The organism is Burkholderia sp. JPY481 (genome assembly GCF_038900515.1).
In the GTDB taxonomy this organism is placed as follows: Bacteria; Pseudomonadota; Gammaproteobacteria; order Burkholderiales; family Burkholderiaceae; genus Paraburkholderia; species Paraburkholderia youngii.
Genome location: NZ_JAYMRT010000001.1, coordinates 359,289 through 373,116 on the forward strand (window position 1 = coordinate 359,289; position 13,828 = coordinate 373,116).

At 65.1% G+C, this 13,828-nt stretch carries 12 protein-coding genes; 4 read left to right on the forward strand and 8 right to left on the reverse strand.

The genetic code is table 11. The annotated features are described in order from the left end of the window. The 3 genes from VSR82_RS01675 to argG form a co-directional block, all read right to left on the reverse strand. Complete coding sequence (locus VSR82_RS01675) at positions 1-1,542, reverse strand: MltF family protein (RefSeq protein ID WP_429459174.1); 1,542 nt, start codon at positions 1,540-1,542, stop codon at positions 1-3. A 134-nt stretch (positions 1,543-1,676) separates the two neighbouring features. Further along, complete coding sequence (locus tag VSR82_RS01680) at positions 1,677-2,708, reverse strand: sensor domain-containing diguanylate cyclase (protein ID WP_498857456.1); 1,032 nt, start codon at positions 2,706-2,708, stop codon at positions 1,677-1,679. Positions 2,709-2,887: 179 nt separating this feature from the next. Continuing rightward, positions 2,888-4,222 (reverse strand): argininosuccinate synthase, encoded by a 1,335-nt coding sequence (argG, locus tag VSR82_RS01685; RefSeq protein ID WP_498857457.1) that lies wholly within the window; start codon positions 4,220-4,222, stop codon positions 2,888-2,890. Positions 4,223-4,531: 309 nt separating this feature from the next. Between argG and VSR82_RS01690 the strand changes: the two genes are divergently transcribed. Both VSR82_RS01690 and VSR82_RS01695 read left to right on the forward strand, forming a co-directional pair. After that, positions 4,532-5,749, forward strand: coding sequence for an amidohydrolase family protein (locus VSR82_RS01690; protein WP_429459168.1), 1,218 nt, complete (start codon positions 4,532-4,534; stop codon positions 5,747-5,749). Positions 5,750-5,811: 62 nt separating this feature from the next. Further along, positions 5,812-6,741: a LysR family transcriptional regulator gene (locus VSR82_RS01695; protein WP_429459166.1), complete on the forward strand. Its 930-nt coding sequence runs from the start codon at positions 5,812-5,814 to the stop codon at positions 6,739-6,741. Between the two features lie 18 nt (positions 6,742-6,759). Here the strand turns inward: VSR82_RS01695 and phnX are convergent, their stop codons facing one another. Further along, positions 6,760-7,563, reverse strand: a complete 804-nt coding sequence (gene phnX / locus VSR82_RS01700; RefSeq protein WP_498857458.1) for a phosphonoacetaldehyde hydrolase — start codon at positions 7,561-7,563, stop codon at positions 6,760-6,762. A gap of 48 nt (positions 7,564-7,611) precedes the next feature. Further along, a complete protein-coding gene (locus tag VSR82_RS01705) occupies positions 7,612-8,865 on the reverse strand; it encodes a 2-aminoethylphosphonate--pyruvate transaminase (protein ID WP_498857459.1) in 1,254 nt (417 codons plus the stop codon). Between the two features lie 114 nt (positions 8,866-8,979). Here VSR82_RS01705 and VSR82_RS01710 point away from each other — a divergent pair, with 114 nt between their 5' ends. After that, entirely contained in the window at positions 8,980-9,879 is a 900-nt protein-coding gene (locus VSR82_RS01710; protein WP_429459162.1) for a LysR substrate-binding domain-containing protein, read from the forward strand. Positions 9,880-9,993: 114 nt separating this feature from the next. On the opposite strand, the gene VSR82_RS01715 is transcribed toward VSR82_RS01710, so the two are convergent. Continuing rightward, complete coding sequence (locus VSR82_RS01715; RefSeq protein WP_368586961.1) at positions 9,994-10,740, reverse strand: glucose 1-dehydrogenase; 747 nt, start codon at positions 10,738-10,740, stop codon at positions 9,994-9,996. Positions 10,741-11,553: 813 nt separating this feature from the next. Between VSR82_RS01715 and VSR82_RS01720 the strand changes: the two genes are divergently transcribed. Continuing rightward, complete coding sequence (locus tag VSR82_RS01720; protein WP_013089555.1) at positions 11,554-12,441, forward strand: LysR family transcriptional regulator; 888 nt, start codon at positions 11,554-11,556, stop codon at positions 12,439-12,441. A gap of 35 nt (positions 12,442-12,476) precedes the next feature. Here the strand turns inward: VSR82_RS01720 and VSR82_RS01725 are convergent, their stop codons facing one another. Together VSR82_RS01725 and VSR82_RS01730 are read right to left on the reverse strand one after the other, a co-directional pair. After that, positions 12,477-12,848, reverse strand: a complete 372-nt coding sequence (locus VSR82_RS01725) for a copper resistance CopC family protein (protein WP_368586963.1) — start codon at positions 12,846-12,848, stop codon at positions 12,477-12,479. Between the two features lie 19 nt (positions 12,849-12,867). Further along, a complete protein-coding gene (locus VSR82_RS01730; protein WP_429459159.1) occupies positions 12,868-13,800 on the reverse strand; it encodes a hypothetical protein in 933 nt (310 codons plus the stop codon). Positions 13,801-13,828 lie beyond the last annotated feature (28 nt).

The following is a 13,828-nucleotide window of genomic DNA, read 5'->3' on the forward strand; positions in this document are numbered from 1 at the left end:
TTACGTTCCACCCTGCTTGCGCATCTGCCCGATAGCGCGAGCACGTGCCGCCTCGGCCTCCCGGACGAGCCGGTACGCAACGTAATATTTGAAGACATTGCGCACGTACGTGGTGGGCTCGATGCCGATTTTCTCGGCGACCACGATTTCGACATTGTTGAACCACTTGTTCGGATCGAGACCGCGCGCCGCCGCCTCCTTGCGCATTTTGGCGATGTTTGCGGGTCCTGCGTTGTAGCTCGCGAATGCGAACAGCGAGCGGTCTCTTTCCGAGAAGTGGGCATCGGGAAAGTAACGGGCCATCAGCACGTCGAGATATTTTGCTCCCGCATGAACGTTGGACTCCGCCACCCTGATGTCGCCAACCGCAAGTTCCTTCCCCGTGGCTGGCATCAGCTGCATGATGCCGATGGCTCCCACGTGACTGCGCGCACTCTGGTTCAACTGCGATTCCTGATAGCCCTGAGCCGCAAGCAAGAGCGGATCGAAGCCGTATTGCGCGCCGTATTTTTCGAAGAGGCTAACCGTCTGTTTGAATCGCTTCAGCTCCGCTGACTCCGTATTGTTGGAGATCTGCTTGATGCGCTTCATTTCCTGCTGCAGACGGACTTCCGCGACACTCTGCTTTTTCACGTAATTCAGGTAGAAGTCGTTGATCGCGTCCTGCAGTTTGGGGCTTTTGAAGCGGACCGCCCAGCCGATGTAGCCTGCGTCGCGCACCGCCATGTCGTTGTGCACGACGATTCCCGGCAGTATCGGCGCCCATACCTTCGCCTTCCAGTCGTCCACGACGAGGATCTGGACCAGCCCGGCATTGAGCATCTCCATCGCGTCCTCGTCTTCGAGCGCGTCGGGCAGCGGTACGAGCTTCACGGGGGCTTTGCGTTCCCTGGCGAACCGTGCGTTCAACGCGTTCAGGCTCTCGTAATAGCTGCTGCTCGGTCGCACGTGGACCGTCTTGCCGCTCAGGTCGTCGAGCTTCGCGAGGGCTGGCGACTTCGGCCCGGTCACGACCACTTCGCGTACTGCTGTCCGGTCACGCGGCGACACGAAGTCGACCTGCTTCAGGCGGGCCTCCGTGACCGTCAGATTGCCTGCGGCGATGTCGCCCCGGCCCGCTATCAGCCCTGGGAGCAACTGGTCGCGCGTCGTCGGAATGATCACCAGCGTGAGTGGACGTTTGCCGAGCGTCGCCTGGTACTTCCTGTTCAGATAACGCTCGAAGTCCCGCATCAGGCCGGCGGTCAGCCCACGCTCGTGGCCTTGCTCATTCACATAGAGCGTTCGACTGTAGGGAACCAGTACGCGGATCAGACGCCGGTCGAGCATGGCGTCGAAATCCCCGGTGAACGGTTGATTGCCGAGATCGATACGACGCGCGGCGGGAGTCGAGGCCGGGGCAACTGGGGCTGCCGGAACGGGAACGGCCGACGAGGCGGCCGGCTGCGCGGCTGCAGTTTGGGCGGCGACGCACGTCGCAGCGCCGACGGTCATGCCTGAGCAGAACGCCGCGATGAACAGCAACGTTTGAATGATGCGCATCGTAAAAAGCCCTGCTGCCGCACCCGGCGACTGCGTCGACGTTCACTACGCGCTTCGATATTGCCACGATGGCAACGGTTGGAAATGGGACGTTGGTCCTATAAGCCGTGCCGCCGCCACGACTGAAGATAGAGCTACGCCATCGTCACACGATTTCGCCCATTATGCTTCGAGCGATACAACGCCCGGTCCGCGCTCGCGAAACCGTCCCGGTGCGCGGGCCGCGACAGCTCGCTGATGCGCGTAAGCGACGCGCCAATGCTGACCGTCACCACCCCGAGCGGCGACGCGCGATGTTCGATCGCGAGATCCGCCACGCCCTGGCGCAGCGTTTCGAGCGTGTCTTCGAGCTTCGAGCTCTGCGCTTCGAGCACCAGCAGTCCGAACTCCTCGCCGCCCATGCGCCCGACCACGAACTGCACGCTGTCGGCGGCGGCCTGCATCACCGAGGCGACCAGCCGCAGACAATGATCGCCGGCCTGATGGCCGTAGGTGTCGTTGTACTGCTTGAACCAGTCGACGTCGACGACCACCGAGCCCATCACGTCGCCGTCGCGCGCCTCCTTCCAGCGTCGCGCGATGGTTTCGAGCAGAAAGCGCCGGTTGTACAACTGCGTGAGCGGATCGATCGCGGTGGCTGTGCGCATTTTCAGATCGTTTTCGATCATCGCGCGCAGGTGGTGGAACACGCCGCGCTGGCCCGCATCGAGCTGGCCCGGTGCCGGGTCCATCGCGCACAGCGCGCCGACGATCTCGCCGTTCGGCGCGCGTAGCGCGATCGCTGCGTAAAAGCGCACGAACGGATGACGCTTGACCAGCATGCATTCGCCAAAGCGGCTGTCGTTGTGCGCATCCTCGATCACGAACAGATCGGCGTCGCGCACCGCGTAGTCGGCGAGCGAACGCGCGCGCGTGACGAGCGGCATCGCCATGCCGACCTCGGCGCGATAGTGCTGATACTCCTCGTCGAGCAGCACGATCGCGGTAATCGCCGCGCCGGTCACGCTCTTCAGAATCTCCGCCGCGTGCGTGAAACACTCGCGCATCACCTGGTCGTCGTGCAACAGCCACTCGATGACCGAAGACTCCACCTCGGGTTCGCCGCCGGCGGTCGAGTCGACTGGCATCCGGCTGGCGAGGCGGTCGATACTGTGAGCGAGTTGCACGGAAGGGTTCCAGAATGGGCTTAGCTTATGTCAACGGCATAGGCAGGCCAAACTTGAGCACAGAATGTGGGACCGCGCGCACGCGCCGGGGCGCATCCGGCGGCCCCAAAGAAAATGGGCCGGCTCTCGCGAGCCGGCCCATCGATCGATGCGACGTTCAGGTAGTCGGACGCGCCGCTTTATTCCTTGTCGCCCTTCACCTGCGGCAGCGCCGACGTTTCGTTCGACGACAGCAGACCCGCCTGCGAGTAAATGCGCAGCTTGTCGCGCGTGTCCTTGATGTCGAGGTTGCGCATCGTCAGCTGGCCGATGCGGTCGCGCGGCGAGAACGTCGAAGCGACCTTCTCCATCGACAGACGCTCGGGCTGATACGTGAGGTTCGGCGACTTCGTGCTGAGGATCGAGTAGTCGTTGCCGCGGCGCAGCTCGACGGTCACTTCGCCGGTGATCGCGCGCGCGACCCAGCGCTGCGCGGTTTCACGCAGCATGATCGCCTGCGGATCGAACCAGCGGCCCTGGTACAGCAGACGGCCGAGGCGGCGGCCGTTCTCGCGGAATTGCTCCATCGTGTCTTCGTTGTGGATACCGGTGACGAGACGCTCGTAAGCGATATTGAGCAGCGCGAGGCCCGGAGCTTCGTAGATGCCGCGGCTCTTCGCCTCGATGATGCGGTTCTCGATCTGGTCGCTCATGCCGAGACCATGACGGCCGCCGATACGGTTCGCTTCGAGCAGCAGTTCGACTGCGTTCGGGAACGTCTGGCCGTTCAGCGCGACCGGCTGGCCTTCCTCGAAGCGGATCGTCACTTCTTCCCTGGCGATCTGCACGTCGTCGCGCCAGAACGCGACGCCCATGATCGGGTTGACGATCTTGATGCCGGACTCGAGGCTTTCGAGATCTTTTGCTTCGTGCGTCGCGCCGAGCAGGTTCGAGTCGGTCGAATAGGCCTTTTCAGCGGACATCTTGTAGTCGAAGCCCGACTGGCGCATGAACTCGGACATTTCCGCGCGGCCGCCGAGTTCGTCGATGAACAGCTGGTCGAGCCACGGCTTGTAGATCTGCAGGTTCGGATTGACGAGCAGACCGTAGCGGTAGAAACGCTCGATGTCGTTGCCCTTGTACGTGCTGCCGTCACCCCAGATGTTGACGCCGTCTTCCTTCATCGCGGCAACCAGCATCGTGCCGGTCACGGCGCGGCCGATCGGCGTGGTGTTGAAGTAGGTGACGCCCGCCGTCGAGATATGGAACGCGCCGCACTGCAGCGCCGCGATGCCTTCCGCGACCAGTTGCGCGCGGCAGTCGATCAGGCGCGCGCCTTCGGCGCCATATTGCGTGGCGCGACGCGGGATCGAATCGTAATCGTCTTCGTCGGGCTGACCGAGGTTGGCCGTGTAGGCATACGGCACGGCGCCCTTCTTGCGCATCCAGTGCAGCGCGGCGCTGGTGTCGAGGCCGCCGGAAAACGCGATACCGACCTTCTGGCCGATCGGAAGACTTTCAAGGATTGTACTCATAAGCAGTAGCGTTAAACTCGACGTACGGGGAGATTTGGGGGTAACAGCTAGGTATCGGGCAAGCCTGGCGATCAGGCAAGTTACGCGGGAGTATACCGCGAACCGCCGTCCGGCCTTGGATTTTGCCGGTCGGCGCGGCCCTCCGCCGCGATCTCGGCGCGTCGAATTCCCGGATCAATTCACGCGTTATCAGCCGTAACGGGGAGCGATTTATGATCGTCTCGGGGTAGCATCGCGGGTTGCGTCAACGCACCGGCCGCGTCTCCCTTGCACCCCGTGCACCCCGTTCACTCCCCTTGCCTACCGCTCATGACCACGACCACTCCACGCCCCACGACGAACGCCTCGCTGATCACCAACGTGCGTCTCGCCGACGGCAAGCGCGTCGAGGTGTCGATGGTCGATGGCCGGATCGCCGCGCTCGGCGCCGCTCTGCCGCGCGAGCCCGGTGTGCCCGTCGAGGACGGCGGCGACGCGCTGCTGCTGCCAGGTTTCGTCGAAGGGCATACGCATCTGGACAAGACCAACTGGGGCTTGCGCTGGTATCGCAACGAAGTCGGACCGAAGCTGACCGACCGGATCGAAAACGAGCGCCGCTGGCGCGCCGAAAGCGGCCACGACGCGGGCGCGCAATCGCTCGCGCTCGCTCGCGCGTTCCTGGCGGCCGGCACGACGCGGGTGCGCACGCACGTCGATATCGACACCGACGCGGGCCTGCGCCATCTCGACGGCGTGCTGGCCACGCGCGACACGCTGCGCGACGTGCTCGACCTGCAGATCGTCGCGTTTCCGCAATCGGGTCTGCTCGGCCGGCCCGGCACCGACGCGCTGCTCGATCGCGCGCTGGCCGCGGGCGCCGACGTGCTCGGCGCGCTCGATCCCGCGCTGATCGACGGCGATCCGGTGAAGTCGCTCGATCTGACCTTCGCGCTCGCCGAGCGTCACCGCAAGCCGATCGACATTCATCTGCACGAGCCCGGCGAAATCGGCGCGTTCACGTTCGGTTTGCTGCTCGATCGCGTCGCCGCGCACGGCATGCAGGGGCAAGTAGTGGTCAGCCACGCGTTCTGTCTCGGCGCGCTGCCCGAGCGCGAACGCGATGCGCTGCTCGCGCGTATCGCCGAGCTGCGCGTCGCGCTGCTGACCACCGCGCCGCCGTCGGTGCCGGTGCCGCCGCTCACCGCTTGCCGCGCGCACGGCGTCACGCTGTTCGGCGGCAACGACGGGATTCGCGACACGTGGACGCCGTACGGCTCGCCCGACATGCTGGAACGGGCGATGCTGATCGCGATGCGCTACGGCCTGCGCCGCGACGACGATCTCGCGCTCGCGTTCGATTGCGTCAGCGGCGTCGCCGCGCGCGCCTGCGGATTCGAGGCTTACGGTTTGCAGCCGGGCGCGCGCGCCGATCTCGTGCTGGTCGACGCCGACACGCTCGCGCATGCGCTCGTCGCGCGGCCGGTGCGCAAGCTGGTGGTCGCCAACGGCCGCATCGTCGCGCGCGATGGCGCGCTGGTCGCGCGGTAGTTCAGGATGGGCGCGAACGCGGCCCCGCCGTGCGCAACAACAAAGACGTTTCTTGCACTCAGATGATCAATCTTTTTCAGGCCATGCAGGCCTTCGTCAAAGTCGCCGATGTCGGCAGCTTCGCGCAGGCCGCCGCGCAACTGAACGTGTCTACGTCGGTCGTCACGCGCCATGTGTCGAGCCTCGAACAGCATCTCGGCATTCGGCTGTTTCAACGCACCACGCGCAAGGTTGTGCTCACCGAGGCCGGGGCGCAATACGCGGACGGTTGCCGCGTGCTGCTGGCGGAACTGGAGGAAGTGGAATCGCGCGCGACCACGGCGTCGCGCGAAGTGGCCGGCGACCTGCGCATTGTCGCGCTCGGCAGTTTTTCGCTGTTCCGGCTGACGCCGCTGTTCGCCGAATATCAGGCGCGCTTTCCGCAGGTGAACCTGCGCGTCACGCTGACGGAAAAGCGCGTCGATCTGCTCGAAGGCGGCTTCGATGTCGGCATCGTGACCGAGCATATGATCCGCTCGGAGTCGCTGGTGGTACGGCGTCTGATCAACTCGCACGCGGTGCCGGTGGCCGCGGCCGCGTATCTGGCGCAGGCCGGTCGTCCGCAAACGCCGGCCGAGCTGGGGAGGCATCGGCTGATCGCCGCGCCGTTCGACACGACCGGCACGATGTGGATTTTCCGCAAGGGTGACGGCGACGCCGAAAGCGCGAGCGGGGGCGGCGACGACAGTGGCGAGAGCATCGCGATCGATGCGTCGTTCACGGTCAACAGCATGATCATGCAGAAGCAGGCCGCGCTCGGCGCGATGGGCATCGCGCTGCTGCCGCTCGAAATGGTCGAGGACGAATTGCGCGCCGGCACGCTGGTACGCGTGCTCGACGGCTATGCGGTGCTCAATGGCGACGTGGCCGTGTCGCTTGTGTACCCGAGCCGCGAGTTCGTGCCGCGCAAGGTGCGCGAGTTCATCGATCTCGCGGTCGGCTTCTTCAAGTGACGTTATCGGGTTGACGCTTCAAGGCCGCTCGCCGCGCGCGAGCCGCGCGTCGATGTCGTAGACGACCGGCATCAGATCCGCGACGCTGTCGATCACGTAATGCGCGCCCGCCGCCTTCAACCTATCGATCGCGGCGGTGCGGCGCGCGGCGAATTCGTCGGCCGGCAGCGCCTTCACCTCGGCCTCGCTCATGCCGAACGCGTTGCCGCTCACCGCGACGCCGACCGCCCACGTGCCGCCGTTGATGCCCTCTTCGATGCCGACCTCGGTGTCGTCGACCTTGATCGCCTCTTTCGCGCGCCATACGCCGAGTTGCGGCAGCGTCCGGTAGATCATATACGGGGACGGCCGCCCTTCCGGCGTATCGCCGGTGCACACGATGCTGTCCGGCGAGAAGCCCTGCGCGGCCGCGCCCGGCACGATTTCGTCGATGATCTCGCGGGTATAGCCGGTGGTCGTGCCGATGCGGATATCGTCGTGACGCAGTGCGCTCGCGACCTCGGCGACGCCAGGGATCACCGCGCTATAGCTCGCTGCGACCGCGATGTTCTTCGGCACGAACACTTCGTACACGGCGTCGATATCGGCGTCGGTCGGTGTATGGCCGTGACGCTCGGCCCAAGCCTGCGCGACGCGCGGCAGCGCCATCAGCGCCGCGATATGCGGCCGCTTCGCCATACCCATCGGGCCGCGTGCTTCGTCGATCGTGATCGGCACGCCGAACTGCTCGAAGGTCTCGACGAAGGCGCCCATCGGCGCGCGTGAACCGTAGTCGACCACCGTGCCGGCCCAATCGAAAATCACTGCCTTCACGTATTTCATCTGCTTGAATCCCCGGGAATCCTAAAATATTGGGTTTGCCGCCGCGGCTCAGGCCGCCTGCGCGAGCGCCTTGCGTTCGTCGAGCGCGGCGGGCGGCGGCGCCGCATGCGTGACGCCCATCATGCGCAGCGCTTGCGCGCAGGCTTCGACCACGCGACGCATCACGTGCTCGTCGACCAGACCGATGCAGCCGATGCGGAAACTGTCGACCACCGTCAGCTTGCCTGGATAGATGATGAAGCCCTGCTCCTTCATCAGTTCATAGAAGCGCGCGAATTCGAACGACGGATGCGCGGGCGAGAAAAACGTCACGATGATCGGCGAGCGCCAGTGCGCGCTGAGCAATGGCTCGAAGCCGAGCTCGTACATACCGGCGACCAGCACGTCGCGATTGTTCGCATAGCGCGCGAGCCGCGCCGGCTGGCCGCCCTCGAGCCTGAAAAGCCGCAGCGCCTCGAGGAACGCGGCCACCGTATGCGTGGGTGGCGTGAAGCGCCACTGGCCGGTGCGATTCATCACGTCCCATTGATCGTAGAGATCGAGCGCGAGCGAATGGCTGCGGCCCTTCGCTTCGCAGAGCGCGCTCTTGCGCGCGATCACGAAGCCGAAACCCGGCACGCCCTCGATGCACTTGTTCGCCGAGGACACGAACGCCTCGCACGCGATCTGCCGCACGTCGAGCGGCACCGCGCCGAAGGCGCTCATCGAATCGATCAGCAGCTTGCGGCCGTGCTTCGCGACCGCGGCGGCAATCTCTTCGAGCGGATTGAGGATGCCGGAGCTCGTTTCGCAATGGATCGCGACCACGTGCGTGATCGACGGATCGGCGGCCAGCATGCGCTCCACTTCGACACCGCGCGGCGGCAGGTAGTCGCCCTTGTCGAGCAGCGTGCAGGCGCGGCCGAGGTAGCCGAGCGTGGTCGCCGCGCGCTTGCCGTAAGCGCCGTTCGCGAGCACGAGCGCATGGCCGTCGCGCGGAATCAGGCTGCCGAGCATCGCTTCGACGCAGTAGCTGCCGCTGCCCTGCAGCGGCACGCAGTCGTAGTCGCCGGCGGTGTCGCCGGCGATTTCGAGCAGGCTCGCGCGCAACTGAGCGGTCATCGCGCGGAAGTCGCCGTCCCATGAGCCCCAGTCGCGCAGCATCGCCTGTTTCGTCGAGAGTGCCGTGGTCAGCGGACCCGGTGTCAGCAGGTAAGGCTCGCCGCCAGCCGGGGCCGCACAGGATGTCGTGCCACGGATGACCGATGTTGCCGCGGCCGCAACGCTCAATGCAGCGGCCGAACCGCCGATCGCGCTTTCCATGTCGGGTACTCCGATATCGCTATGTCGATACCTCACACGATATCGAAACGCCGATCATCGGCAAAATCGATATAATCGATGTAGGTATCGCAAAAACTTATCGGCGAGGCACACGTGCAGTACGCGCAATTGCGGGCGTTTCATGCGGTCGCTGAGCATGGCGGCTTTTCGAAAGCGGCACAGGCGTTGTCGTTGACGCAGCCAGCCGTGTCGGATCATGTCCGGCGGCTCGAACAGGATTACGGCGTCAAGCTGTTCGAGCGCGGGCCGCGCGGCGTGGAGACGACCGAACTCGGGCTGCGCCTGTTCAGCGTGACGCGGCATATGCTCAGCTGCGAGCGCGACGCGCGCCAGCTGCTCGAATCGGCGGGCGGACTGGAGTCGGGTTCGCTATCGCTCGCGGCCGATGCGCCCGATCTCGCCGTCGCGCTGATCGGCGCGTTTCGCCAGCGGCATCCGGGCATCGTCGTCACGCTGTCGATCGCCAATGCGGCCGAGTGCATGCAGCGTGTGCTGTCGAGCGCGGTCGACGCGGCGATTACGGCCGCGCCGCAGGTGCATAGCCGTTTGCAATCGCGCGTGTTGCGGCGCGATCCGCTGGTCGCGATGGTGCCGGCCAGCTATCCGGCCGCGAAGAAGCGCCGCCTCAGTTACGCGGAGCTCGTCGAACAGCCAATGATCTTCCGCGAGCCGCAATCGGTCACCCAACAACTGCTCGAAATCGAGCTCGTGCGCGAGTCGTTGCAGGTCGAACCGGTCATGTACGTGGATGGCCGCGAGGCGCTCGAGGAAGCGGTCGCGCAGGGAATCGGGGTTGGCGTGATCGCGCGCGCCGAGTTCAACGAGTCGCGGCGCATCCGGATGGTGCCGCTGGTCGACTGCCGAGTGCAGATGATCGAATCGCTGACGCGGCTCGCCGAGCGGCCGGGTTCGAATCTGCTCGACGCGTTTTTCGCGGTGGAATTGCCGGGAGCGGAAACCGAGTTCTCGGTCGGCGAGGTTCAACGCGCGTAGCTCGCGCGCCGTCGCTGCAACGAGCGGCGCGGCCGTCGTGCTACCGGCCGCGCCATCCGTTATCGCGCTCAATTTGAAAAGCGGGTTGCCAGAAGCGTTGGCAACCCGTCGGACTTAGCGCGAGCCGCCGCTCGCGATCAGGCTCTCGCCCGTCAACCAGCGCGAGTCGTCCGAAGCCAGGAACGTGACGACATCGGCGATATCGTCGGGCTGGCCGATACGGCCGAGCGGCGTCGTGCTGATCGCCCACGTTTCGAAGTCCGAGCCGATCACCCCGGCGGTGTGCGTACCTTCGGTCTCGACCATGCCCGGATTCACCGAATTCACGCGGATCTTGCGCGGACCGAGTTCCTTCGCGAGCACGCCGGTGATCGCATCGACCGCGCCCTTGGTCCCCGAATAGACCGCGGTGGTCGCCGGTGTGATGCGGGTCACGACCGAGCTCACGTTGACGATGCTGCCGCCTTCGCCCAGATGTTTGGCCGCCGCCTGCGTCACCAGCAACAGACCCAGCACGTTCACATCGAAGTGCTTATGAAAATGCGCTTCGGTGATTTCTTCGAGCGTCGCGAATTCATAGACCCCCGAGTTGTTGACGAGAACGTCGAGCCGGCCATAGGTTTCGATCGCCGTATCGATGATGCCCTTCGCGTCCGCGGCCTTCGACACGTCGCCGCCAACCGCGACCGCCTTGCCGCCCGCCGCGGTGATATCGGCGACGACCTTGTCGGCGCCCGCGCGGCTCGACGCATAGTTCACCACGACCGACGCGCCTTGCGCCGCCAATGCCTTCGCAATCGCCGCACCGATGCCTTTCGATGCACCCGTTACAACCGCTACCTTGCCTGTGAGCTTGCTCATCATCGTGTCCTTTCAATGGTTCGCGCCGGCATGCCTCGCGAGAAGTCGCGAGGTCCACGCCGCTAAAAGCTGGAATGCAGTGGCGCTGTCACAAGTCGTAAATTTAGGCATCGCGCGAGATCGGATAAAGCGGCTCGAGGCGAATTGACACGCCGCTTCCGACGAACAATCGATTCGAAGCGGATTTGGTTGAATCTGTTTACGGGGGGCTTACGAAGATTTCGGGCGATACGCGATTTATTCGCTGCGCCTTTATTTCAATGCTTGCGCAGCAGCGCGATCTGCGCCGCCACGCTCGCAAGCACCGCGAGCGCACCGAGCGTATCGAGAATAATGGGCCACATGATCTCCCTCCTCTGCTATCCGCTGCCCTGACGTCATTTAAACGAACGCGCGCGCCGTTGATTGAACGGCGACGCCAGGCGGACAGATAAAGAACCCGCGACGAAAAGTCCTCGAGCCCCTACAGATAGAGTACTGCCGGCACGACGAACACGCCTGTGCCGCGCGGGCACCGGCAGGCGCAACGGCGCGCATAACGGTAGGACGAACGAAGAGATCATCGGCACGGCATCCATTGAAACGATGCCGGCAATTTTGCTGCGTCGCTGATCTGCATGCGCGAGCTGAATGTGTTGCCGCGCGCGGAAAAGGCGCTCGTGCGCCATCTGGCCGGAATCTGACGGTGCTGTTGCTATCATTCGTTGCCTTCGCGGAGCGCTCGTGCGGGAGCACAGAGCAGTAAACGGACACTCAGCCCGCGGCATTCCAACACCAATCCGATCGCCGACGCATCACACCTCTGAGGCATGCATGGAATTTCGCCAACTTCGCTACTTCATCGCGGTCGCCGAGGAGATGAACATCACGCGGGCGGCCAATCGTCTGCATATGACGCAGCCGCCGCTGTCGCGGCAGATCCAGCAAATCGAGGAAGACGTCGGCCTGCCGCTGTTCGAGCGAGGCTCGCGGCCGTTGCGGCTCACCGAAGCCGGCCGCATTTTCTACACCCAGGCGAAACGTCTGATCGATGAGGCCGACGAGCTCGCGCCGCTCACGCGCCGGCTCGCGCAACTCGCGGAGCGCATCGTGATCGGCTTCGTGCCGTCTACGCTATATGGCGCGCTGCCCGCGGTCATCCGCTCGTTTCGCGAGGCCGCGCCGCATATCGAGCTATCGCTGATCGAGATGTTCACGATCGAGCAGTTGGCCGCGCTCAAAGGCGGCCGCATCGACGTCGGCTTCGGGCGGCTGCGCTTCGACGACGCGCAACTCGCGCGCGAAGTGCTGGTCGAGGAACGGATGATCGCCGCGTTGCCGCAGGACCATCCGCTCGCGCGGCAGAAGAAGCCGCTGACGCTCGCCGCGCTCGCCGAGGAAACGCTGATCGTCTATCCGAGCACGCCGCGGCCGAGCTATGCGGACCAGCAGATCTCGGCGATGCACGACCAGGCGCTGGAGCCGAAGGCGATTCACGAAGTACGCGAGTTGCAAACCGCGCTCGGTCTGGTCGCCGCGCAGGTCGGCGTATGTCTGGTACCGGAAAGCGTCGAGGGCTTGCGCGCGCATGGCGTCGCGTACCGGCCGATTCCGTCGGCAAGCGCCGCGTCGCCGATCATCATGAGCCGGCGCCTGCAGGACGAATCGCCCGCGACGATGCTGATGTGCTCGCTCGCGCGGCAGTTGTTCAAGCGGGTTTGAGCGCCGCTTGCGCGGGCACGGCCCATCGTGCCGCCCTACTTCACATCGAAGCCATAGTCCCCATGCGTTCGATGCCCGTCCGGCGCCACCGCGATCCAATGCACGGTGTAGTGTCCGGCCGCGAGCGTCGGCAGCGGCAGCGTCATCACCGCGGGCTGCTGCGCATCCACCGATGACTTCCGTGTGCCGACCTGCTTGCCGCTCGCATCGGTCACGCTCAGCGAGCTGAACGCCGGTTCGAGCGGCCCGTCGAAGGTCAACTTGACCTGCGCGGGCGCGGCCACCGATGCGCCCGCGCCCGGCTCCTGCTTTTGCGGAAACACATGCGCGAGCGCCGCGCTCGCGAGCGTCAAGCCGGCGATCAGTGCCGCCACGCGCATCGCGTGATATTCGAAGCTGTTCATCATCGTTTTTCTCCTGCGTTGCTCATGGAAACAGTGGCTTGCCGAGCGTAGTCGGCGCAATGTCGTCGAAGAACAGATGCGCCTGCACCAGAATGCCGACGTGCGAGCCGCTCGCGCGGTTGATCGGAAGCTGCGCCTCGACGCCGAACTGTCCATAGCGATTGATCCAGATAAAGCCCGGATTGACCGTGCCGGTCGTCTGCCCCTGGCTGCGCGACAGTGGAATCTCGACGAGCGGGATCAGGTTCGCGAACGGCTGCGGCAGACCCGCGTCGTGCACGTGCTGCTGCAGATACGGCAGGCTGTACTGGACGGTGAAGCCGTAGTTGAACGCGTTCGGCTGACCCGCGCCGGTGTTGAGCGCGGGGGCCGCCTCGGCCGTGATCGCGACCGGGCGCAGATACGCGAGCGAATCGGGCAGATCGCCCATGCCCTTGCCGATGTAGACGGTCGGCGAGATCGTCGAGAAGTTGTCGGCGATCGCTCGACTGCCGGTGCCGCCGAGCTCCGCTGTGACGCCGATCGACGTCATCAGTTCGTGCGGCTCGTTCACGTACAGCAGGTACTTGAGGCCGACGCCGAAGTTGTTGAAGCCGGCCGCGCGCGGGTTGTTCTGCATCACGTACCCGCCGTCAATCGACACCGCCAGGCGCGGCGTGATCAGCTTGTCGTATTCGAAGCTGAACGTGTTGATGCTCTGGTCGCCGTTGTCGCCGGGCACGCGCTGATGGCCGTACTCGAAATTGGCTTCGTCGCCGACGCCGGGGTCGTCGACTGCGAGCGTCGACGGGAAGACGCGGTTGCCGGCGATCGCGTGCGCCTGCGCGATGGACGGCGCGGTGATCAGGCCTACGACGCCGCACGCGGCGTAAGCGGTGTAGGCGACATACGTGGCAGCCGCGATGAGCGGCGCCGCGCGCGGCGGACGGCCGTCGCGCGTTGCTGATGTGTGCATGAGTGCATCCTGTCTGATCGGTGATGAC

Excerpts from the sequence above, each read along its gene's own strand:
- VSR82_RS01675 (WP_429459174.1), bottom strand. The coding sequence starts at position 1,542 with ATGCGCATCATTCAAACGTTGCTGTTCATCGCGGCGTTCTGCTCAGGC.
- argG (WP_498857457.1), bottom strand. The coding sequence starts at position 4,222 with ATGAGTACAATCCTTGAAAGTCTTCCGATCGGCCAGAAGGTCGGTATC.
- VSR82_RS01690 (WP_429459168.1), top strand. The coding sequence starts at position 4,532 with ATGACCACGACCACTCCACGCCCCACGACGAACGCCTCGCTGATCACC.
- VSR82_RS01695 (WP_429459166.1), top strand. The coding sequence starts at position 5,812 with ATGATCAATCTTTTTCAGGCCATGCAGGCCTTCGTCAAAGTCGCCGAT.
- phnX (WP_498857458.1), bottom strand. The coding sequence starts at position 7,563 with ATGAAATACGTGAAGGCAGTGATTTTCGATTGGGCCGGCACGGTGGTC.
- VSR82_RS01705 (WP_498857459.1), bottom strand. The coding sequence starts at position 8,865 with ATGGAAAGCGCGATCGGCGGTTCGGCCGCTGCATTGAGCGTTGCGGCC.
- VSR82_RS01715 (WP_368586961.1), bottom strand. The coding sequence starts at position 10,740 with ATGAGCAAGCTCACAGGCAAGGTAGCGGTTGTAACGGGTGCATCGAAA.
- VSR82_RS01720 (WP_013089555.1), top strand. The coding sequence starts at position 11,554 with ATGGAATTTCGCCAACTTCGCTACTTCATCGCGGTCGCCGAGGAGATG.
- VSR82_RS01725 (WP_368586963.1), bottom strand. The coding sequence starts at position 12,848 with ATGATGAACAGCTTCGAATATCACGCGATGCGCGTGGCGGCACTGATC.
- VSR82_RS01730 (WP_429459159.1), bottom strand. The coding sequence starts at position 13,800 with ATGCACACATCAGCAACGCGCGACGGCCGTCCGCCGCGCGCGGCGCCG.